General features: G+C 47.2%; 22 protein-coding genes and 2 riboswitches. Of the genes, 5 read left to right on the plus strand and 17 right to left on the minus strand.

From position 1 onward, the window contains the following. The first annotated feature begins 93 nt into the window (after positions 1-93). Positions 94-360, plus strand: a complete 267-nt coding sequence (locus EDM57_RS22540; protein WP_122906914.1) for a KTSC domain-containing protein — start codon at positions 94-96, stop codon at positions 358-360. Between the two features lie 58 nt (positions 361-418). Here EDM57_RS22540 and EDM57_RS22545 read toward each other — a convergent pair whose 3' ends face one another. The 7 genes from EDM57_RS22545 to EDM57_RS22575 form a co-directional block, all read right to left on the minus strand. Then, a complete protein-coding gene (locus EDM57_RS22545) occupies positions 419-1,165 on the minus strand; it encodes an amino acid ABC transporter ATP-binding protein (protein ID WP_122906915.1) in 747 nt (248 codons plus the stop codon). A 14-nt stretch (positions 1,166-1,179) separates the two neighbouring features. After that, positions 1,180-1,839, minus strand: coding sequence for an amino acid ABC transporter permease (locus EDM57_RS22550; protein WP_122906916.1), 660 nt, complete (start codon positions 1,837-1,839; stop codon positions 1,180-1,182). Positions 1,840-1,963: 124 nt separating this feature from the next. Then, entirely contained in the window at positions 1,964-2,740 is a 777-nt protein-coding gene (locus tag EDM57_RS22555) for an amino acid ABC transporter substrate-binding protein (protein WP_122906917.1), read from the minus strand. 236 nt (positions 2,741-2,976) lie between these two features. Then, the gene (locus EDM57_RS22560) at positions 2,977-3,309 is read right to left on the minus strand and encodes an AzlD domain-containing protein (protein WP_122906918.1); all 333 of its coding nucleotides are present in this window, start codon (positions 3,307-3,309) and stop codon (positions 2,977-2,979) included. Further along, positions 3,300-4,034, minus strand: coding sequence for an AzlC family ABC transporter permease (locus tag EDM57_RS22565; protein WP_122906919.1), 735 nt, complete (start codon positions 4,032-4,034; stop codon positions 3,300-3,302). Before EDM57_RS22565 ends, EDM57_RS22560 begins: the two co-directional genes overlap by 10 nt. Before the next feature lie 22 nt (positions 4,035-4,056). Next, complete coding sequence (locus tag EDM57_RS22570) at positions 4,057-4,881, minus strand: TrmB family transcriptional regulator (protein ID WP_122906920.1); 825 nt, start codon at positions 4,879-4,881, stop codon at positions 4,057-4,059. Positions 4,882-5,010: 129 nt separating this feature from the next. Next, positions 5,011-5,193, minus strand: coding sequence for a hypothetical protein (locus tag EDM57_RS22575; protein ID WP_122906921.1), 183 nt, complete (start codon positions 5,191-5,193; stop codon positions 5,011-5,013). A gap of 278 nt (positions 5,194-5,471) precedes the next feature. Beyond that, positions 5,472-5,556: riboswitch (cyclic di-GMP riboswitch) on the plus strand. A 163-nt stretch (positions 5,557-5,719) separates the two neighbouring features. Here EDM57_RS22575 and EDM57_RS22580 point away from each other — a divergent pair. The 3 genes from EDM57_RS22580 (at position 5,720) to EDM57_RS22590 (ending at position 9,573) form a co-directional block, all read left to right on the plus strand. Beyond that, the gene (locus tag EDM57_RS22580; protein WP_122906922.1) at positions 5,720-6,268 is read left to right on the plus strand and encodes a GNAT family N-acetyltransferase; all 549 of its coding nucleotides are present in this window, start codon (positions 5,720-5,722) and stop codon (positions 6,266-6,268) included. A 5-nt stretch (positions 6,269-6,273) separates the two neighbouring features. Beyond that, positions 6,274-7,737 (plus strand): methyl-accepting chemotaxis protein, encoded by a 1,464-nt coding sequence (locus EDM57_RS22585; protein WP_122906923.1) that lies wholly within the window; start codon positions 6,274-6,276, stop codon positions 7,735-7,737. Positions 7,738-7,971: 234 nt separating this feature from the next. Further along, complete coding sequence (locus EDM57_RS22590; protein WP_122906924.1) at positions 7,972-9,573, plus strand: sensor domain-containing diguanylate cyclase; 1,602 nt, start codon at positions 7,972-7,974, stop codon at positions 9,571-9,573. A 145-nt stretch (positions 9,574-9,718) separates the two neighbouring features. Here EDM57_RS22590 and EDM57_RS22595 read toward each other — a convergent pair whose 3' ends face one another. Genes EDM57_RS22595 through folE form a run of 10 tightly spaced genes read right to left on the minus strand, consistent with a single transcriptional unit; the run spans position 9,719 to position 19,132 of the window. After that, positions 9,719-10,069 (minus strand): STAS domain-containing protein, encoded by a 351-nt coding sequence (locus EDM57_RS22595; protein WP_122906925.1) that lies wholly within the window; start codon positions 10,067-10,069, stop codon positions 9,719-9,721. Between the two features lie 14 nt (positions 10,070-10,083). Beyond that, a complete protein-coding gene (locus EDM57_RS22600; protein ID WP_122906926.1) occupies positions 10,084-12,150 on the minus strand; it encodes a FapA family protein in 2,067 nt (688 codons plus the stop codon). Between the two features lie 34 nt (positions 12,151-12,184). After that, positions 12,185-12,988: a PP2C family protein-serine/threonine phosphatase gene (locus EDM57_RS22605; protein ID WP_122906927.1), complete on the minus strand. Its 804-nt coding sequence runs from the start codon at positions 12,986-12,988 to the stop codon at positions 12,185-12,187. A 4-nt stretch (positions 12,989-12,992) separates the two neighbouring features. Further along, positions 12,993-13,304 carry an STAS domain-containing protein gene (locus EDM57_RS22610; RefSeq protein WP_170163496.1) on the minus strand — a complete coding sequence of 104 codons (312 nt, stop codon included), beginning with the start codon at positions 13,302-13,304 and terminating at the stop codon, positions 12,993-12,995. A 43-nt stretch (positions 13,305-13,347) separates the two neighbouring features. Next, complete coding sequence (locus EDM57_RS22615) at positions 13,348-14,922, minus strand: methyl-accepting chemotaxis protein (RefSeq protein WP_122906929.1); 1,575 nt, start codon at positions 14,920-14,922, stop codon at positions 13,348-13,350. Beyond that, entirely contained in the window at positions 14,919-15,995 is a 1,077-nt protein-coding gene (locus tag EDM57_RS22620; RefSeq protein WP_246005887.1) for an alpha/beta hydrolase, read from the minus strand. The genes EDM57_RS22615 and EDM57_RS22620 overlap by 4 nt, the downstream gene beginning before the upstream one ends. Beyond that, entirely contained in the window at positions 15,976-16,944 is a 969-nt protein-coding gene (locus tag EDM57_RS22625; protein WP_148039134.1) for an ATP-binding protein, read from the minus strand. Before EDM57_RS22625 ends, EDM57_RS22620 begins: the two co-directional genes overlap by 20 nt. A gap of 16 nt (positions 16,945-16,960) precedes the next feature. Further along, entirely contained in the window at positions 16,961-17,680 is a 720-nt protein-coding gene (locus EDM57_RS22630; protein ID WP_122906931.1) for an SDR family oxidoreductase, read from the minus strand. Next, on the minus strand, positions 17,677-18,498 hold the full coding sequence (locus EDM57_RS22635) for a 6-carboxytetrahydropterin synthase (RefSeq protein ID WP_122906932.1): 822 nt from the start codon (positions 18,496-18,498) through the stop codon (positions 17,677-17,679). Before EDM57_RS22635 ends, EDM57_RS22630 begins: the two co-directional genes overlap by 4 nt. Positions 18,499-18,547: 49 nt before the next feature. After that, complete coding sequence (gene folE, locus EDM57_RS22640) at positions 18,548-19,132, minus strand: GTP cyclohydrolase I FolE (protein ID WP_122906933.1); 585 nt, start codon at positions 19,130-19,132, stop codon at positions 18,548-18,550. 74 nt (positions 19,133-19,206) lie between these two features. Then, positions 19,207-19,292, minus strand: a riboswitch (cyclic di-GMP riboswitch). A gap of 713 nt (positions 19,293-20,005) precedes the next feature. On the opposite strand from folE, the gene pelA reads away from it, so the two are divergent. Continuing rightward, positions 20,006-20,971: a pectate lyase gene (gene pelA / locus EDM57_RS22645; protein WP_122906934.1), complete on the plus strand. Its 966-nt coding sequence runs from the start codon at positions 20,006-20,008 to the stop codon at positions 20,969-20,971. Positions 20,972-21,211: the final 240 nt, after the last annotated feature.

The following is a 21,211-nucleotide window of genomic DNA, read 5'->3' on the forward strand; positions in this document are numbered from 1 at the left end:
TGGGCGGTGTGCTATTTTTATATGCTGAATGCTAGTTTTTGAGTAAAATAAAAGCCTTGGAGAAATCGAAAACAAAAAGGAGTTTGCCGCGAAGTGAAATCTATCTTTCGCCAATGGTTTTCTCGCAACAACAAGACCGAGGAAGGGCCCAGATACAAACAGCTGGATTCCGACCTCATCAAAGCCATCCGCTACGATCTGGAGGCCCAGCACCTGTACATCCAGTTTCACGACGGCCGCGAGTTTGTCTACTGCAAGGTCTCCCCTTACGCCTACAACGCCTTCCTGAATGCCGACTCGTTCACTGAGCATTTTCACTCGTTTATCAGCCAACGCTATTTGCACTACCAGGTCATGTAGCCACCGTCCCGGACCGGACATGCCAAAGCCCTCCGGTATCATCCAGAGGGCTACTTTGTTACTTCAGCGCACGCTGCAAAAAGGCTCGCGTCCGCTCGTATTTGGCATTTGTGAACAGCTCTTCCGGCGTTCCCGCCTCGACGAATTCTCCGTTATCCATAAACATGATCCGGTTCGCCACTTCTCTGGCAAAGCCCATCTCATGCGTGACCACCATCATCGTCATATGCTCGGAGGCAAGCTGCTTGATGACCTGGAGCACTTCACCCGTCAGTTCGGGATCGAGCGCAGACGTCGGTTCGTCGAACAGCAAAATGTCCGGTTTCATCATGAGCGCTCTGGCAATCGCCACACGCTGCTTTTGACCGCCTGACAGCTTGGCGGGATAGACATTCGCCTTGTCTGCCAGCCCGACCTTTTCCAGCAACTCTGCGCTACGCGAGCGAATGACGTTTTCTGCTTCTCTCTTGACCACCTGCGGGGCGATCTCCAGATTTTCGCGCACAGTCAGATGCGGAAACAGATTAAAGTGTTGAAACACCATCCCCATCTTCGCCGTGATTTGCTTGATCTGCTGGCTGGAGCTGTACACGCCGTCCTTCACCAGATAGTCATCTGCGACACGGATGCTCCCGCCATTTACCTGCTCCAGATAGACCAGGCTGCGCAGCATCGTGCTTTTTCCTGAACCGGACGGGCCGATCACTGCGACCACATCGTTCTTGTTGATCTCAAACGAGACATCCTTCAAGACTTCCAGCTCGCCAAACGATTTTTTCAGATTGCTTACTTGAATGATCGCCATTTCTCGCCAGTCCTTTATTCGAATTTGAATCTTTTTTCCAGCCATTTAAAGAGCAGAGTCAACAAGAGAGTCATCAGCAAGTAGATGACGCCCGCGATAAAAAAGGGAACGATGGTAAAATCCCGGTTTACAGCCGTCTGCGCAAAATGCAGCAGCTCCGGCACAGCGACCGCATAGAGCAAGGCTGTGTCCTTTACCAGCGTGATCGCTTCGTTGGAAACAGCTGGAAGTGCTACGCGAAACATTTGCGGCAGGATGATCTTCGTCGTTGTCTGCCATTTGCTGAAGCCGAGCACCTGTGCCGCTTCGTACTGGCCTTTGTCGATGGACAACAGCCCGCCCCGGAAAATTTCCGCAAAGTAAGCCGCGTAGTTCAGCACAAAGCCCACGCAGGCAGCGACAAAACGATCCATCACCAAATATTCGCCAATCACCGGCAACAACGGGAGTCCGAAGCAAATAAACAGCAGCTGCAAAAGCAGCGGTGTCCCGCGCATCACGTATACGTACGTGTGTGCCAGCCACGCCAGCGGCTTCACGCTGCTTCTCGCCATTAAAGTAATGAGAAAGCCCAATGGGATTGACAGCACAATGGCGATCAAAAACAGCAGGATCGTCATCTGCGCTCCTTCCAGCATCGGCTTTGTAATCGAAAGAATGTAGTCTGCGCTCATATGTTCATGCTCCTGTTTGGATAAGGCAGGCTTTGGCTTTCCCGGCAGAGCCTGCCCTTGTTTTTTCGTCGTGACATAAGCGTGGCTTCGCCCATTTCCCTGGCGAAGCCATCGTTTCCTTCCATTATTTCAACACGCGATCCTCGCCAAACCATTTCTCCGAGATTTTCGCGGCGGTTCCATCCTGATTCAGAGCGTCCAGCGCCTTTTGCAGCTCGTTCAGCAGCGCTTCGTTGCCTTTTTTGACCCCTACGCCGTACTCTTCAGGCGCCAACGACTCGTCCAAAAATTTGAACGCTCCCGGCTCCTTGGTCATGTAGTAATCTGCGACTACCTGGTCGATCACCACGGCATCGATACGGCCGATTTTCAGGTCGGAAAGCGCCAGTACGTTGTCCGGGAACTCTGTAATCGATTTGACCTGGTTTTTCAGCTCGCTTGCATTCAGGGCATCAGCGGCCGAGGACAGCTTTTGCAGCCCGACAACCTTGCCAGTCAAGTCAGCGAGCTTCGTGATCTCGGAATTCGCCAGTGTGACCACGACCTGCGCGTTTTTCAGATACGGCTTCGTGAACAGCACTTTTTCCTTTCGCTCATCCGTGATGGTGTATCCGTTCCAGATCAGGTCGATCCGGCCGCTGTTCAATTCCGATTCTTTGGAACCCCAGTCGATTGGCTGAAACACAACCTGCTTGCCCATCTTTTCGCCGGCAGCGCGGGCGTAGTCGATGTCAAAGCCGACCAGCTCGTTCTTCTCATCCCGGAAACCCATCGGCGCAAACTTGTCGTCGATCCCGATCACCAATTGATTGTCGTCAGCAACTGTTTTTTCGCTGGAGCAGCCAACCGCCAAGGAAAGGACAGCTCCGAAAAGCAATGACAACAAGGCAAATTTTTTCATGGTAATTCTCCCCCTGTTTCGCTACATCTCTATTTATTTCATTCTGATAAAGTGGTAATACGTTAACAAGTTATCATGATAGCACATCATGAAAAAAGAGTCGAGACTTTAGCAAAGAAAAGCAAACAGGAAAAGCATTCCGAAACAAAAAAACGCCGGAAATCCCCAGCGTTGCGCCTGCTGGCGCGAGACAAGCTTCTGATTTCATCCAGATCCGGCTTCCCACTCTCCCCTTTTTACAAAAGCGGGAAAAGGTAGCGCAAGATCATGATCGAAACCATCCCGACGACAACCGTACCGAGCAAGCTGCGGGTGATGATCGCCACGAGAAACGTCGGAATCGCTGCCAACAACTCTACATTAGCCAGAAGCGACAGCTTTCCCTCCTGCAAAAACAGCTCCTGCCCGACCAGTGCCGCCATCACCGCAATCGGCACATAATGCAGCCAGCGAACTCCCCACTCGGGCAGCTCCATGCGCGACAACACCATCAAGGGCAGCACCCGCGGCAAAAACGTGACCAGCGCACTGCCTAAAATAATGAGAAAAACATCCCATCTCACTTCCATCTCTCGATCACCATCCCGATTGTCGATGCGCAGAGCGTAGCCACGATGACGCCAAGGTTGCCCGGATACAGAACCGACACCCCGACCGCGATGACGACTGCGCTGATTGCGACGACGATGTCCAGCCTGATTTGCTTGCGGCTCAACATCGCCAGCACCAGCAAGCCGATAAACATCGCCGGCAGGGCAAAATCAAATCCTAGCTGCTCGGGATTGGCGATCCATTGTCCAAAATAGGCCCCCGCCAAATTGGCCGCAATCCAGTTGAGGTACGCCGTTAGGTTCAAGCCGTGCATCCATTTTTCGTCGATCTGCTTGCGCTTTGCCGCCTCGTTGATCGCCACCCCGAACGTCTCGTCCGTCAAAAGTGAGCCGACGAGCATGTTCCGAAACGCCGACAGATGACGGAAGTAGGGGGACAGAGCCGCGCTCAGCAAAATATGGCGCAAATTCACAAACAAAATCGTCATGATGATACCCGTCGCAGAGCTTCCGGCGGCAATCATCCCTGCCGCGATAAACTGCGCGGAACCTGCGTAAAGCAAAATGCTCATCAAGGCAATTTCCATGATGCTAAGCCCAGCGGTCTTTTCCAGCACGCCTGCCGCAAACCCGATGCTTAAATAGCCAAGCAAGGTAGGAATACAATCCTTGATCCCCTGCAAAAAGCTCCCCTGTTCACCTGCGCTCGCCAATGCTTCCACTTGCACCTGTTCTCGCCCCACTGTTCTCCCTCTCCCTCTTCTTTCACTCCGGCTGGTTTGGGTTGAATCTTTTCCCTGTGACCACATGATAAAGGTCCGGCTTGTTGCGCCAGAGAGTCTCCACCTTATCCGGTCCAAGCACCTTCGTCACTTCCGCAAACATAATATCGTGGCGAATGTACTCGACGGCGACCAGAACGAGTGCCGGGTCCTTCGTTTTAACCGCCCAGGAAACCGTGTTTGGCGCAAAATTGGCAATCAGCACTTCCTCCAGATCCCGCGCGACAATCGTGAGATGCCCGCCCATGCGCTCCTTGGCAACATCAGGCGCCATATAATCATGATGATACGTCGTCCCGATCCGCGTCTCTTGCGGGCCAAACAGAACGGAAAAGACGGCAATTCCTTCTTCCGTACGCTTTTCCACTGCTTCCTGGACAAATGGCACCTGGGGCTCCCAGATCGACAGCCACACTTCCTTGCCAGCCTGCTCGATCATTTGCCTCATTTCCATGAGCACCCGCTCGTCGCCGCTGATTCGCCGAATGACGTCGATCTCTTGCTCTGACTCCAGCGCCGACAAGTTTTTCTCCAGGTAGTCGAAGGACGCTTCAAACTGTCCGCGCAACCGGCGAACCAGCTCCCTGGCTGGCAGCGGCGCATACGTGACCGGCTCGGAAGGCACGATGTACACAGCCCCCTTGTCAACAAGCTTGCCGACGACCTCGTAAATCATCGAGCGCGGCACGCCGGAGCGCTTGCTGATTTCGTATCCTGTGATCGGAGAGTGCTTGAGCAGGCTGATGTATGCCTTGCACTCGTACTGGGAAAATCCAAGCTTTTGCAGTTCCTTGTAAATGTCTTCCATGCCGACTCCTTCGATAGTAGTTAGTGTTATACTCACTATAAATTCAGAATCGTTTCTTTGTCAATGTGTTCCTTTCCGATCCAGTAAAAAAAGCCCTCCGTGTCGGGGGCTTTTGGGACGGTAAACATCCTAGACAAGATCGCGCACTTTTATAAAAGAAACGTTCCTTACATTGACGACGACATCATCGTATTGCAGCCATCCATCTTTTTGGTTGGCGACCATTTGAATGATTTCTTCCGGTTCGGTCGTCTCGATTTTGACCATCTCGCCTCCCGAAAAGTGAAATTCGATCGTTTTGACCTCTCTCATTTTGCATCCCTCCTGTTTTTCTAGTTATCGGATGGATGAAAAACTTTTGTTACGCACGAGCCAGCCATTTTGACGATTCGCGAAAAAGTCCTGGCACAACCCGCCTATGTTCCTATCGATCCACTTTTTTTTCGCTCGTTTTTCTCTATCAAAACTACCAATTCTGAGCCGTTTACTTACTAATAAATTGGTCATTTTACCCTACCAAAACTTGACAAACTTGCTTCAATTGGATTATATTTTACACAATTCGACACTTCTATACATATTTCGCAAACAGATGAAAAAGGCAAAGTCATCGAAAGGTGGCGACGCAAAACCACGGGTCTAAAGTCTTTTGACCATGACGGCCGGGTTGCCATCCATCATAAACATAGTCATTGGATGATGGCGACTTTGTGCTGTTCCCGTATGTGGAATGGCTTTTTTAAATGCCCAAAGAGGAGAGGGGAGGAGTTCATATACCCATCAACAGTAGACTTGTACATCCCAAAACAATAGAGAGAGAAAAATGGAGTGGAGTATAATGTACAAACTAGTTGATACAGCAGAGTCCTTGGCACTTTTCCACGAAATCAAGGAAAGTGTCTGGACCTCCATGGGTTTTGAAATGGAATACGCAAAAGACGGTTCCGATGTCTATCTCTTGATGTCCGATGGAGACGAGCCAGGGGGAACATTCGAATTCACGCCACACGAAAAATCTTCCGACTATCTGAGAAATTTGTTTCAGGACGTCTTGACAAGCGAAATGAAGGTCGTCGAAGTGGACAGCTTTGCTGTCTTGCCCAAGTTCCGCGGAAAACTCGGACGCTGGGGAATAGCTCTCATGATGGATTATGCTGAAAAACACGGTTATACGCATGCAGTCGGTTTGTCGGATCCGGCTTTTTTCCAGTTAATAAACAACAAGTACAATGTCAGAGCGACACAAGTGAAAGAAATCGTCTTCTACAAAGGGGCAAATGCCATTCCGACTGTCTTCCATCTGCAGGAAGCCTATCAGAATAAGCACAAGCCTGAATTTGCCTGGTATCAAGCGCTTTGCAAACAAATAAAAGTCGAGGTAGGTTGACTGACATGGAACTCTTACAAAGAAGAAATAACTGGGTCGTCTTTGTTTTTGCAAGCATTATCACCACCGTTCAGGTCTTGAACCTCATCATGGGGGTTCCGTTCTCCTTCGTTCTAACCGTGCTGGGAATTTTGTACGGGGTGCTCGCACCTTTTGCCTACCTGTCCAATCGGCCAGCCTTGCGGGACAAGATGGCTCCCTTCATGAAGTTTTTCAACTTCGCTGTCATCGGCATTTTCATGTTCGTCATCGTGGGGCTCGACCCTTGGCTGGTCAACATTATGACGATCATGTTCTACGTCGCGGTCATGGGCATTTATCAGGACAGACTGATTAACATCCTGACCCTGCTTGCAGCATTCGGAATTGTCTCCTACTATTTCCTGACGAACGGCGAAGCAATTTTCTACACATCCGATCCTGCTCATCTGTTGTACTACTTGCTGGCCTTCGGCTTCGTGTCAGCTGCGAGCATGCTGCACTCGATTTTCAACAACAAGCTGCAGCAGGAAAGCGAAGAGCAACAGCAGCAAGTGATCGCCTCCAAAGAATCGCTGCAACGCATTCTGGACCAGATCAACGAATCGCTTCACACTGTCCAGGAATATCAGGAGAATTTGAACAAGGTCACAGATGGCGTGAATGTCCGCGCAGTTGAGACAGTTTCTGCCCTCCAGGAGATCATGAATTCGTTCTCCATTCAGACAGACAACACCAACGAACTGCGCCGCGAGATGGGCACAACCAACCATCAGGTAGAGGACATGACCCGCTCTGTGACAGAAATGCACGAATACGTGGAATCGACCAAAGAAGCGACCAATGAAAGCAGCAAGCGCATCAGCAACATCGGCAACGACTTCGAACGCTTCATCAAGGACATTCAAGGCACAAACCAGCTCATTCAAGAGCTGAACAAGGAAACGGAATCGATCGAAAAGATCATCCAAACAATCTCGGATATTTCGGCACAGACCAATCTCTTGGCGCTCAACGCAACTATCGAGGCTTCCCGGGCGGGCGAGCATGGCCGAGGCTTTGCCGTCGTAGCAGAAGAGGTGCGCAAGCTGGCCGAGTCTTCGAAGCTGTCCTCCGAATCAATCGCGACCCTGTTGCTGACGATTCGCCAAAAAATGAAGCTCGTCTCCGACATGATCTCCGAGTCCCAGCTGTCGTTTGAGAAAAACAGCGAAGGGATCATGGAGGTTCAGGAAATGTTTACAAACGTGGACAAATACATGCACAACTTCGCAGAGAAAACGAAAAATCTGCAAGAGTTTATCGTTCACGTCCACAGCATGATTCAGGAAGTAAACGCCAAAGTCGAAGTCAATGCAGAGATCACCGACAAAAACAAGGAAAGCCTGGAAGAAGTCCTCATGCTCGTCTCGGAGCAAAAAGAGGAAATCGTCAAAGTATCCGGCGGGTTCGAAAAGATCGAGCAACAAATCCGCAGCTTGAATACTTAAAACAGGTCGACTAGATTTTTATCTAACTGCCCTCTGTCTGTAGAGGGCAGTTTTTTATAGGCAACCCTCTCTTTCTTCCTGTTTTTTACAGAGGCGAAGCAAGTGCAAGATTATCTTCATAAATTTTATTTTTTGCATGGCATGTCCCGCTCGTATGGCTTATAATACACATGTTATTTTTACTGTTCTCTTCTATACATGGATCGATCCAACGCAAAGAGAGGCCTTAGCCATATGCCTGTTTTTCATCGTTTTCTAACGAACCATGGGAAAAAGATTGGTTTGACTACCCTGTTGACGGGTATGGTTTCCTTGTCCATTCTGTTGACGCTGACCATTCTCCTTGTCGCCTCGTATCAATCCAAAAAGAAATCACTGATAGATACGACTCTCACTCTCAACTATTCAAGCGCCATCAAAATGAGTCAAATGATTGACTCCTTGTTCCAGTCCATGCGCAGCAGCCTGCGTTACTCCGCCAGCGTACTGATTGACCATCCCATACACACGCAAGAAGAAGCCAATGAGCACCTTGAGATCCTTCGCAGAACAGGCAACTACTTCAATTCGCTTACCGTCGTAGACGAAACAGGAACAATTCGCATTGTGTCCCCGCCTTCCATCGGCACTGTAGGGGAGAAACTTGTGCACAAGGAAGCCCAATACGCACTGGCATTGAAAAAACCCTACATCTCTTCACCCTATATTTCCAAAAGGTACAACCGCCTCCTGCTGTTTTTAAGCGAACCGCTCTATGACAAGAACGGACGGTATCGCGGATTCATCGGAGGAACGATCTATTTGCAGGATCACAATATTTTGAACATGATTATCGGCAGCCCGGATACAGACACACCCGGCTTTTCTTATACCATTGTCGGCTCAAATGGACAGATGCTGTTCCATCCGGACAAACAGCAGATCGGCAAGGACATCGGGTCCAATACGGTCGTAAAGAAGCTGCTTGCCGGCAACAACGGCTATAGCCAGATGCTGGGCGTAAACGGCGATCTCCTGCTGGCCGGATATGCGCTGGTTCCCGCAACCGGCTGGGGAGTCATCGTCACTTCCCCCATGGAGCACGTTTACAACGAGTTGCACAGCCAGGTGAAAATGATGCTGCTCTATCTGCTGCCACCCTCTCTCCTTCTGCTGCTGATTGTCATTCAGCTCGCCCACAGACTGGCGAGACCTTTTGTCCATCTGGCCAACCTGATGAGCAAAATGGGCTCGGAAAGAGTCGAAATTCCTCCTGCCAAGCACCATTGGAACCGGGAGGCTGATTTATTGACCAGAGCATTCCGAAGAGCGGCCAAAAAAATCAAAGAGAAAACCGACCGTTTGACCCACGAAGCAACCACCGACGTGCTCACGGGCCTTGCCAACCGCCGTTCCGTCGAAGACATCCTGCAAGCATGGACCAAAGAAAAACTGGACTTTTCCGTCCTGCTGCTGGACATCGATCACTTCAAGCACGTAAACGACACCTTCGGCCATCTGGTCGGCGATGAAGTCTTGAAACTGTCTGCGGAAATCATGAAAAGCTCTGTGCGAAAAGACGATGTTTGCGGACGCTTTGGCGGCGAAGAGTTCATCGTCCTGCTGCGCAATGCCTCCATCAATGGCGCCTTTGCCGTAGCCGAAAAAATCAGGACCCAGATAAAAAACACTGCGAATCCGACCGGGAATGCGATTACCGTCTCCGTCGGGATCGTCAACAGCCCGCTCCACGGCGACTCCGCTGCCCAGCTCATCGACCTGGCCGACCAGGCTTTGTATCAGGCAAAAGAGTCCGGGAGAAACAAGGTCGTGGTTGCAGACAGCAAGGAATATTGAGCTTGTACGAAAAAAGACGACCGCATCGCTCTGTCGCGGATGCAGTCGTCTTTTTTCCTGCGTCTGTTATCGCTTTATCGCTTTTCGCAAGCTGGCCTTCGTGCTTCGGACCCGATTTTCGGAACAACAAGCGTTCTGTGTTCAGCTAATTTGTATCGCTGACAGGTTCAAAATCCCTTTTTAGATCAACAAAAATTTCACGCCCTAAAATCTCCGGCAACTGCAATAAGGAAAATACATACATGACTTCCTGACTTACTTTTGTGATCGTGACCTGACTTCCCGCTTCCCGCAGCTCATTAATCAGCGTCATCAATAATCCGATTCCGGAAGAATCGACAAACGGAACGTTCGAGAAATCAAATTCAATGTCTTGCCTTTCCATCAGCGCGGGGGTGATTTCGTCCTGCATGATCTCTGTTACATCAATATCCAGGTCCCCGTTGATTTTCACGATCGATTTGGACTCTTCCTGAATGATTTCATACGTAAACACCTGACTCACTCCCTTTAGGCGATAATCAATTCTCCAGATTCATTCAAGCGTGCATACACATTGGATGTTCTCACTGTAAAGGTATGTGTTTTGTTGCCGACCTGAATGACGGTATCTTCTATTGCCAATCCGATCCGGATCGTTCCGTTTTTGGGAACGGAGATTTTGGTAGCAATTCCTCCTCTCGCCCCTGCTTCTGCTATTTTGACAACCTTGGAAGCGTAAATTTCGCCCCCGCGAACAAAACCATCCACTTCAATACATCCACCTGCATGAAGCTTCGAATTGTAAATGCCCTTTTCAATCGAAATGTCACCGCTCGAATATATTTCACTGTTATGGGCAATGCTTGCTTTGATAAAACAAATGTCATCATCGGTTTCACAGACGGAATGATACAATTCTTCCGCCATTTTTATGACCTGCTGAATATCCTCAACCGTTCTGAATTCGGAAAAGTTGACGTTAACAAAACCTTTTTGCATTCGCTCAGCAAGCTCGAACCACTTTTCGTCTAACGCATCCTTTCCGCTCTGAATCTTGTTGATTAACGTCTTCGTTAATGGCAGGAACGATTTATACTTTCCATCGTAGAGGATTTTCAACAGAGGGCCAAGGCCGGTTCGGGTAAAGGATGATACCTTAAAGGCAGAGACGGATGAAAGTTGCTGGATTGCTCCCACCATGTTTTTCATTTTGCCAAGAAGGTCACTCAAAATGAGGGAAAGATCAGCTTTCAAGTGATTGTTTTTCCCTGCAGCGACCTCACTGGAAATGACATTGTTTTGCACGATGATCGCTTTGCCAGCAAAAACTTTTGCCCTGTTGATGTTTTCACGAACCAAAATATTCCCGTGGGCTTCCACAAGCATCCCATCTTGCACAGAACCCAAAATTTCAACATCTCCTACGTAATGAATGTTCCCCGTTTGGATGTCGATGTCTTTGTTCAGGATTAATTTGGGAATCACCGAGATTTTGGCTACATGTCCTTTTACCGAAATTTCAGGATGGCCCGAAGCCGTGGCTACCGCTTTGGTTCCGTCTTCTACCAGTACAACACCTTTTCCCTCTATGATGGAAAGGGGATAAACCTCCGGCGACAATACCAGTTCATTTGTGACAGAGATGCCCGGTACTCCCTGGGTGGGCGGTTGAACTACACCTAAAACCTGTCCTCGCTCCACAGAAGGAAATTGTTGAATCTCCCGATAATCAATCGTACCATCTTCCCGGTGTTTCAATCCCTTTTTCACTTCTACTTCTTGCGTCGGCTGGAAGTACCCGTGTTTTCCAGGTGTAGGAGGGGTTCCTCTGGCGATCACAAATGTACCCTCTGCTTCACTCGTACACGCGCGGGCTATTTCAGAAAAATCTACACCATGAACAATTTCCAATTCTTTGAGTCTGTCCAAAATTCGGTCTATGTCGATCACAATGAAATCTTTTGATTCCGTTACTTCCAACTCGACAAATTGGCTGGGGAGCTTGTCCTTGAGCCTCCGAAAAATACGGGTGCCAGGGATCACTTTTAAAAACGCAGCCATACCGTCTTGGCTGACCGTAACTTCCCATTTTGGCTCGACAATTTCATCAGCCAGTTCAACATGAAGCACATCTTTCTCAAAAACTATCACTGTTTTTTTTACAAGTTCCCCATTTTTGAAAAGTTTAACCCCTTTTCTCGGTGAAACCATCGGATATTTATCCGGCGCATCTTTACAGAAAATACTTCCTTCGCTTACCCAAACCATCCCCGACAGATCGTGTTCTGCCTCAGGAGCAGCAGAATCAGGCGTGTCTGACAGAGAAGGGAAGTCCTCCGGAAAATCCAGCGACTCTGCCGCTTGTTTGAGCGCTTCAACAGAGGATAACGACTCTGCAACGCCTTCCCTGTTATCCTTATTTCTCACAGTTACGCGAACGACAGCAGGTTTTGAACCAAGCCCTAAAAACCCTCTTTTTTCATGCTCAATGATTTCAATATCTGCTTCATCCTTTTTTGCATTCAACAAGTCTAATGCAATGCTTACGGCCTGTTTTATCGTTTTCCCCTTGGACACAATTTTTCTTTCCATCATCGTTATCCCCCTTTTAGGAGAAATGACAAGGTTTTTAGCGCTGCTGATCCTTTCCTGTTCCGACTTTCAGGATCACCATTGTGATGTCATCCTTCTGTGGTAAGCCTTCCGTAAAATTGGTTAACGTATCGATCACAATCGTTTCCAGTTCAGATGCCGTTTTATGCGCATTTTGCATCAGTGTTTCATGGAGACGTTCAATCTGGAACATCTCTCCATGGCAATTTTGCGCCTCCACGATCCCGTCCGTATAGAAGAACAGCGTATCCCCCTCCAGTAGTCTGATCTCTTTTTCCTGATATACCTGGTCGGGCAATCCTCCCAGCATGACCCCTTTGAGATCAGGCAGCTCAAACGTCTCTGTGTTTCCGCGAACGAGTACCGGCATGTAATGTCCGGCATTTGCATATACAAGACTGCCGGTATTGGGGTCCCAATCTGCACAAAATACAGTGACAAACGAGCTTAATGTCCGCAAATCCTTAAAGATCGCTTTATTCATCGAAGTAAGGGTTTCTCCCGGACCCTCCGTCACTTCCGCCGCACTGCGAAATGCGCCGCGAGTTAAGATCATCAGCATGGCAGCCGGTATCCCTTTCCCCATGACATCCCCGATGATGATCCTGACTTTCCCATCGGAAAGCGGGTAGAAATCGAAATAGTCGCCACCAATCATACTGGCCGGAATCGAAAATCCTGAAACCTGGCTGTTGATTAAAATCGGTTTTTCTCCATTTAGCAATTTCCTCTGAATCTTCCTTGCGAGTTGAATTTCCCGTTTCAAGGTAAGATAGGAATCCAGATTTTGCTGATCGTGATTGATAACTTTGCAAAACATATCTTTATTGCCCTCCTTGGAGAAGGGCCTCCTTGATTATATAAACCCCCACCAGTTCAAATAACTCATCAGTCTCTTTGTTCAATCCTTCAAAAGTGACGACGATCCCGCGATCAGCAGCTGCATGAATGATGGAAAGTATGGAGCCGATTCCGGTAGAATCAATAAAATCCAAGCCAGAAAAATCAATGACAATCTTGGTGATGTTATCAGGAATTTCGACCATAAAATTATCTACAGTGGAATAATCCATCAGACCTATCACTTGCACGTTCAGGATGGATCCGTTAATTTCCTCTTTCATGACCAAGCTCATGAATGTTCCCCCCATTTGCCACATCAAACTGTACCGCTTGCTTTCAAAGTTTAAATCGTTCCATCTTTTTCAAAAGCAAATTCGAGATTTTGGATAAAACACTAGACTGAGCGTGCAGGGATTTTAACAAATCGGCTAATGTAATGGTGATTTCCGTCGTATTATTCGTTCTTTCCCTGGCCCACTCGCGAATCCGTTCTATATTGCCCAGGATTTCGGCGGCCTCGGGATTGTGTTCTTGCTGCTTCAAAAGTTCTTCCATTTGGTCCAGGTAGAAAAAGATTTCATCAATGGAATCTCTTGCGGTAGCGGTTTTTTCCATGGAAAGCGAAAATGCCTTTTCAACCGAATGGTTTGCTTCTGCTTCCAATACAGCAGCGACTCTCTGGGCTTGTATCGCTTTTTCGTGAGTATCCGTTATCAGCCTGTGAAGAGCACGTGCCATTTTGTTTACCGATTGAGACAAATCTCTAAGTTCTCCCTTGTCGGTTACGTCACTTCTTGCCGTTAGATCCCCTGTTTCAAGTTGTTTCATCTGTGCAATAATCTTCTGGATGTTTTTGTAAATCTCTGTGAAAAAGCTCGCCGTAAGCGCAAATAACGCGACCAAGGAAACGAACCCGGAGACAATGAGAATAACCGAATGCCGAATGAGCGGAGAACCGATTTCATCATAGTCCAGAGCGATATAGACGACTTTGTCATCCTGGATCGGCAGAAACATCTTATAGATTTTTTTGTTTGCGATTTCCTGTATCGAAGTGACCAGCTGTGGTTGTGCCGCCAGTTGAGTCAAGAGGTTGATGTCTTCTTTGCTTTCATATTGAAATGTGCCGTGTACGATTTTCTTCACGGGAGGGTAGATTTGCTGTTCTAAGGATGGATCAGCAAATACCTTTGGTGTCAAAATTCCAATTTCCAAAACGTTGCTGTCTTCATGCCTCACCCTGGCAATCCAATCATCCGGACCAACATCTCGCATAAACTGATAAACTTCTCCGGCCTCAATGAACACATTAATGATGTAAGACTTTCCAGGAGGGTGATAGTAGGAATATTTATAGAAGATCGGCTTGTCGACATGTGTTCCGGACTGCGCGATTGGCAAGACCACAATATCGTTGTCAAAATAGGTGGCCCCCGGAATACTCACTATTTTTCCATTCAGCATGTTTTCAGCGGCTTCCAAAAACCCTACTTTTTTCAAACTAAACCCAATGTCCTGTGGTTCGGTAGATCGAACACCTACGATGTCCCCTTCCGTTCTTGCAAGTATTGTGATTCCTGCGACCCCCATTTGATCCCTTGTCGCGATCAGTTCTTCGGTTGTAATCATTGGCAAGCTTTTGTTCTGCAATCGATCTGCGATACGTTCTGCATAGGATCGCAACTTCAAATCGATCTGATGTTCGATTGCGCTCGTTGCCAATAACGTTTCCTCGATGCCTTTGTTAATGCTCTGCGCGATCATCAATGCCTGATTATTCGTCTCCATCGTAATCTGTTGTTGAATGAAATGCAGTTGGACCAAGCCGGTTATGACGGATACGATGATTAAAACGGCAAAAATCCGGCTCAAAAATTGCTGAAGCAATGATTTTTTTGGTTTATACTTCATGGAAAGCTACCCTCCACTCCGTCATGTTCTGCTCCCAACCACTGTATTGCCATTTGGCGAATTTCATCCATTTTGTGATTGCAGCAATGACCTTCGCTCTCATACTCAACCATCCTCTTCTCTGCTGGCAGCGAGTCGAATAATTCATACATGTCTGCCGTTGACACCATCTGATCTTTCTTTCCATGAAAGACAAGAACCGGAGAACGAAACGTCACTTTCCCAAAATCCGGAATTGCCCTTTCTTCAGGTACGAGTGTACATGAACAATCCATTCTGCCAAGAAAATATTCGGGGAGATTCAATTTTTCAAACGCAACAGCAGGACTGACCGCTACCGTTTTTTTTACGATGGGGCTACCGCTACCGTAAAGGGCCCATGACGCTCCCAGGCTAGTCCCGAATAAAAATATCGGCTTGTCCGGGAAGAGTTCGGAAGTAAAATCAATGACCTGGTCGATGAATGCCTCCCATCGTTTTTTCGTACCTCGCAAACCGTGCAGCACATAGCTCTCACCCTGCCCCGGTCCGTCAAAACTAACCGTTGTGAAACCGGCATTCAGAAAATCGGATTCGTATTTAAATAACTCTTCCTTCGAGGAATCAATCGGATTTACGATTATCACGATTCCCCGCGAATGATCGGGGATGCGAATTCTCCCCGCACATGTATGGTTGTCGATTTCAATCCATTCATATTGAGTTGGAATCGGGGACAGAAGATCAGCTTGACGAAACATTTCCAGACACTTGTTATACCACCTTTCTTTTTCAGGGGTACGCGATGGGAAAAGCCAGTAAATAAGGTTGAAGTACAGCCCTGTCAGGCGGTACATCTCTTCCGCCTTGGAGATGCAGCCTTCGCTCACGAATAAATCTGCCTGCCTTTTTTTCTCCTGGGCCAGGGAATGCCAACCATTCACCCAATGTTCTGCAGAAAGAAGACCAGGCCGGACCTTGGACAGATCATCGGCATCGATTCCGTGAACAAGCCATCTATCCCAAAATGGATCAATGAGTTGGGCAGTTCGGATCGTTCTGTTGATTGTCTTGTCAGATAGCAAGGTTTTCATTCCTATTCCCTCCTTCTACATAATCAAACACCAAAACGACGCACGAACCTTCGGAAGATGTATTCAGGAGAACTTGATCTGCCATTTTCAGCATGAGGGTAAAGCCTTGTCCAAGAGACTTCTTGGTGGAATACCCCGCCATCAGCGTGGCATTCGGAAGGAGTTTCAAATCAAAACCCGGACCTCTGTCTTCAACGATCACATGAACATGCCGCTCATTTTGCACGATGGTCATTTTTCCTTCTTCTGCATGCTTGAGAACATTGGTAATCGCTTCAGATATGACCAAAAGCAAACTTGTTACCTGCATATGGTTAAAATCCGTCTGGAGCAAACAGCCTTTGGCGATTTCCCTTGCCTTCGGAATATCCGAACGCACTTTTACAGAAGCTTCGCATAGGACCGTGCCTTCCTTGTATTTTTCCAGTTCATCCTTGGTCACCAGAAGAAACTTTCCTTGGGTGACGGCATAAATGACGTCCCGATAGACTTCCCATATTTTTCTTTCCACCGTTGAATTCACGCAATGATTCAAATCTTCCGGATGGAAGATGGCGGAAATATTTTTCTTGCCCTCCTCATAAACTTTCAAAAAACTTTCGTGGTATTTCGCAGGCAACCGCATTTCCCGAACGCGGAGATACACATCATCGTTATCCATAATCCAACTCACCATATCGTTTGCTAAGCGAAGAAGGTATTTCGCTTCGTCCGCCTGATTCTCTACAAATGTTTCCACGGAAAAAGGCAAATAGATCAAACTGTCTTGAAGGGATTGATCGGCATTGAGCTGCTTGGCGAGATTGCGTGCAACCAACCCGATCACCGCTCTCTTTTGAGCCTCGAAAGGACTGTTGATTGAAACGGGTTGAGGGAACTGTATTTGTGGTGCTTGTACTGATTTCCTTTTGTCTTTGCTGCTGAATATCCTGTTTAATATCGCCCACACAAGTTAAATGCCCTCCTCACAAAATGCCCAATGGAGGCATAATAGTGATTTCGTCAATGGCGGCACCGTCAGGTTGACACAATAGATAAACAATATGCTTGGCCAATGAATCAACCGGGATCATTTGCGATGTATCAGGCTTTGGTTCTATGGAATCCCACAATGGAGTATGGACTGCTCCCGGCAATACTGCCGTCACCTGAACACCTTGCCCCCGAAGTTCTGCCTGCAGTACCTTCGTTAGACCCAACACCCCGAATTTGGAAGCGGAATATCCGCCGCAACCGGGCAACGCAGTTGTACCGGCAATGGAGACGACATTAATCATCCTCCCCTTGTGGTTTTGCACCATATGCTGGCCAAAGTGTTTACAGGAAAGAAACGTTCCTCTCAGATTTACGGCAATCATCCGGTCGAAATCTTCGGTGTCCATCGTCAGCGATGAATGAAACATGCAAACCCCCGCGCAATTAATGAGCGCATCCACTTTCCCATATCGAAAAACGGCCTGATCTGCAAAACGACGAACAGAACTTTCATCTGTAACATCCAAAGACATCACCAGGGGATTTGTACTCATTTGGGAAGCCATAGCCTTTAATTCGGTTTCGTTTCTTGCCCCGAGAACAAGATTTGCCCCCAGTTGGTCCAATAACATCGCGGTTGCTTTACCAATTCCTTTGGATGCTCCTGTAATGGCGATTGTCTTTCCGTTGAGCTGCCTAAAATCAATCATGTTTGCTCACCCGTTCCGTAATACTCAAAATAATTTTTTTCCGTTTCCCAAAGACCGATCTTGTGCAGCTGCGGAAGATGCGGATGCAGCAGGTTATAAATCACCATCGCAACTACTTCCGATGTCGGGTTCAAATCCTTGAATTCTTCCGTATCCAAATTCAGATGCTTGTGGTCAAATTTATTCAGGACAACCGTTTCCACGATTTCATCCAGTTCAGATAAATGGATAATCATTCCCGTAATCGGGTCGGGTTCTCCTTGAACTGTTACATCAAGGTAATAGTTGTGGCCATGACCATGTGGGTTATTGCATTTTCCGAATAATGCGATATTTTCTTCCGGAGACAGATCGTTACTATGCAACCGATGTGCTGCACAAAAATGATATTTACGCGTAAGCCTGGTCATGGAACCACCCTCCCTTTCCGCAGATAAGTAATGATTTTCATGCAATCGAATCCGATGCAATTCGCACCCCTTAAACCGATTCTCAAGAGACTGCCAGATATATTGGACCAGGTTTTCCGTGGTTGGAATCCGTTGTTGAAAAAAGGGATGTTCCCGATCCAAAAATTTACCGTCGAGTTCCTCGCTCACAAATGAATTGGCGATCTGTTTAATCTCCGTTGTATTGACCACAATCCCGGATTTCTCGTTCAAGGGGCCTTTGACCATGATTTCGAGTTTGTAATCATGCCCGTGCCCGCTCGGGTTATTGCACTTACCGAATACACGGCGATTTTCTTCCTCACTCCACGCGGGTACACGATACACATGCGTTGCCGAAAAATCAATTCTTCGCGATAAATAGAGCACGGTTGACCTCCTTGGCTGTCGGGTTCCTTGCACCTGTTTTTGGCTGGGTCTATTGTCTTGCGAGGGAGCGGTCAAACTCTTCACATAGCGCCGGATTTTCAGCAAATAATCCCTTTTTCACCGTAGTCACCGTTGCAGTTCCCGGTTTTTTGATCCCTCTCGCGCACATGCACAGGTGAGTTCCTTCGACAGTCACAATCACTCCTTTTGGGTTCAGCACATTCCATATGGCGTCAGCAATTTGCGTCGTCATTCTCTCCTGTACCTGCGGCCGTTGGGAAACGAGTTCCACCAGTCTGGCAAACTTGCTTAAACCGACGATTCTTCCATCTGGTATATATCCAATATGTGCTTTCCCGTAAAAAGGAATGATATGGTGCTCACAAAATGTATAGTAAGTAATATCCTTTACCGTAATCATGCCGTTATACTGTTCTTCAAACGTTGTGGTCAATGCTGTTTCAGGATTTACCCCTACCCCGGAAAAAACTTCCCGGTACATTTTGGCAACCCGCTTCGGTGTATCCAAAAGTCCCTCACGTTCCGGGTTTTCTCCAATTTCCTTCAAAATATTGCGAATGCTTTCTTCAATGACATCGTTTTGGATTCGGTTGCTCGTTACTAGTGGCTGCATACTATGACCCCCTAAAATGAAATAAAATCCAGCCCGATATAAGGACTGGATTTTCTACTAATACCCATTCCCAATTCGGCAACCCGGCTGTCATGGCATTTTCTGCTTTAGACCCGTGGCTTTGCGTCCCCATCTTTCAATAGGTTTGCCATTTGTCGTGAAGAAATTGTGATGGCGAGTAGTATGGTGTTAAATTCGAAATATTGGGAAATTTCTTGTTATTTTGAGGTGTCGTCAGGACTTTTCTCCTGGTTCCATAGACCAGGAAGTCATCTGGATGAAAACTAGTTTGAGCTTTTTATTTCCTTTTCATGCGGCTTGGTTTATCCATTCAGATAGACCTATTTGCCCTTAAGGTAAATAGGTCTAATAACCCAATAAGAGCGGTGTAAATAGAGATTTTAGATTATTTTGTCTCTTTCCATCATTCTACTCCTGTTTTTGACACATTTCAATGCTAAATCACCATTTCTTGACATAATTTTTCCGTTTATCTTAAAAATTCAACAAAAAATCCACATTTCTGAAAAACCAATATCATTCCAACACAAAAAGCACTGACCGGATTGGCCAATGCCGAAGAAACAGCAGTGACAGCGCCAAGTATGGGGCTTTCCACTAAGCTTGCGAACTTATTCGCTGCTGGAACGTAGACCACATCCCATCCAACGTTCACAAAAATGCTACATTTTTTCTACTCAGTTTTATATTGACAAACTGATTTTAGGGCAACTAACATAGGGTATGCATTTTTTGCCTATTTGTGGATTTTTTGGCAGGCAATTTTGTGAAAGGAGTGGTGTGTTTTTAAACATCCAGCAAAAAAGCTTTTCATCAGAATCAGAGGTAGCTAACATTCAAGGAGGATTCATTATGTCGAAAACAAAGAAAAGTATTGTATCCGCTGCATTAGTTCTCACACTTGGCATGACTTTTTTGAGCTCCAATCCGCTTCCTTTCTCTATCGCCTATGCTGCTGATGCTTCGGGTACGACCGCAAGTATCTCGGAAATTTTAAAAAACCAGCAAGCTGACGGCGGTTGGAAAAAAGATTATGCGGAAACCAAAGGAGAATGGGCAAAGTCCACGATTGACAACAAGGCGACTTATACTGAAATCAGACGATTGGCAAGTGAGTTTAAGAAAACCCAAAATACCAAGTATTCCGATGCGGCTATTAAGGGAATCGAATTCTTGCTGAACATGCAGTATGATAACGGCGGATGGCCGCAAATTTATAAAGCCTCCGGCTATCATCGCCACATCACCTACAACGATGACGCGATGATTAATGTCATGATTCTTTTGGATGAAGTGGCAAATAAAAAAGGCGACTTTTCTTTTGTAAATAACGCTTTAGCAGATAAAAGCCGTAAAGCGGTAGAAAAAGGGGTCATGTGCATTTTAAATACCCAAGTGAAAGTGAACGGCAAATTGACAGCATGGGGCCAACAGCATGACTCTAGCTCGCTGAAGCCTGCAGGTGCTCGCGCGTTTGAAGTTCCTTCCCTTAGCTCCAAAGAAAGTGTCACCATTGTTAAATTTTTGAAAACGAGAAAGTCCACTTCTGAAATCTCTTCCGCTATTAAAGCTGCGGAAGACTGGTTCAAAGCAGTTAAACTCACCGGAATCCGAATCGACAAATCTGGTGGTGACGTAAAAGTGGTGAAAGACCCAAGCGCCGCTCCGATCTGGGCCCGTTTCTACGAAATCGGAACCAACAAACCTATTTTTGTTGGCCGCGATGGCGTAGTGAAATACAATTTGAGCGAAATCGAAAAAGAAAGAAGAACCGGTTACGCCTGGTACGGAAACTGGCCTGCCAGTCTGGTTAAATAATTTCGTTGGAGCAGACGCGTGCCATTGTTCCGTTGTGCAAGTAGCCGAGTTTGAGACACGGTAATGAAGATTGCGTGTCAGATTGTAAACAAACTTCCTCGCTGAGATAACAGTGGGGGGGTTTGTTTAGTAGGTTGATCTAAGTTGATGTGTTAATCGGGGAGGTTTTTGTTGGTGGTTTGGGCACGTAGATTAATTACACTCTGCTAATCAGGAATCTTGGGAATGTAAATTTTTTTG

The sequence above is a fragment of the Brevibacillus gelatini genome, assembly GCF_003710935.1.
In the GTDB taxonomy this organism is placed as follows: domain Bacteria; phylum Bacillota; class Bacilli; order Brevibacillales; family Brevibacillaceae; genus Brevibacillus; species Brevibacillus gelatini.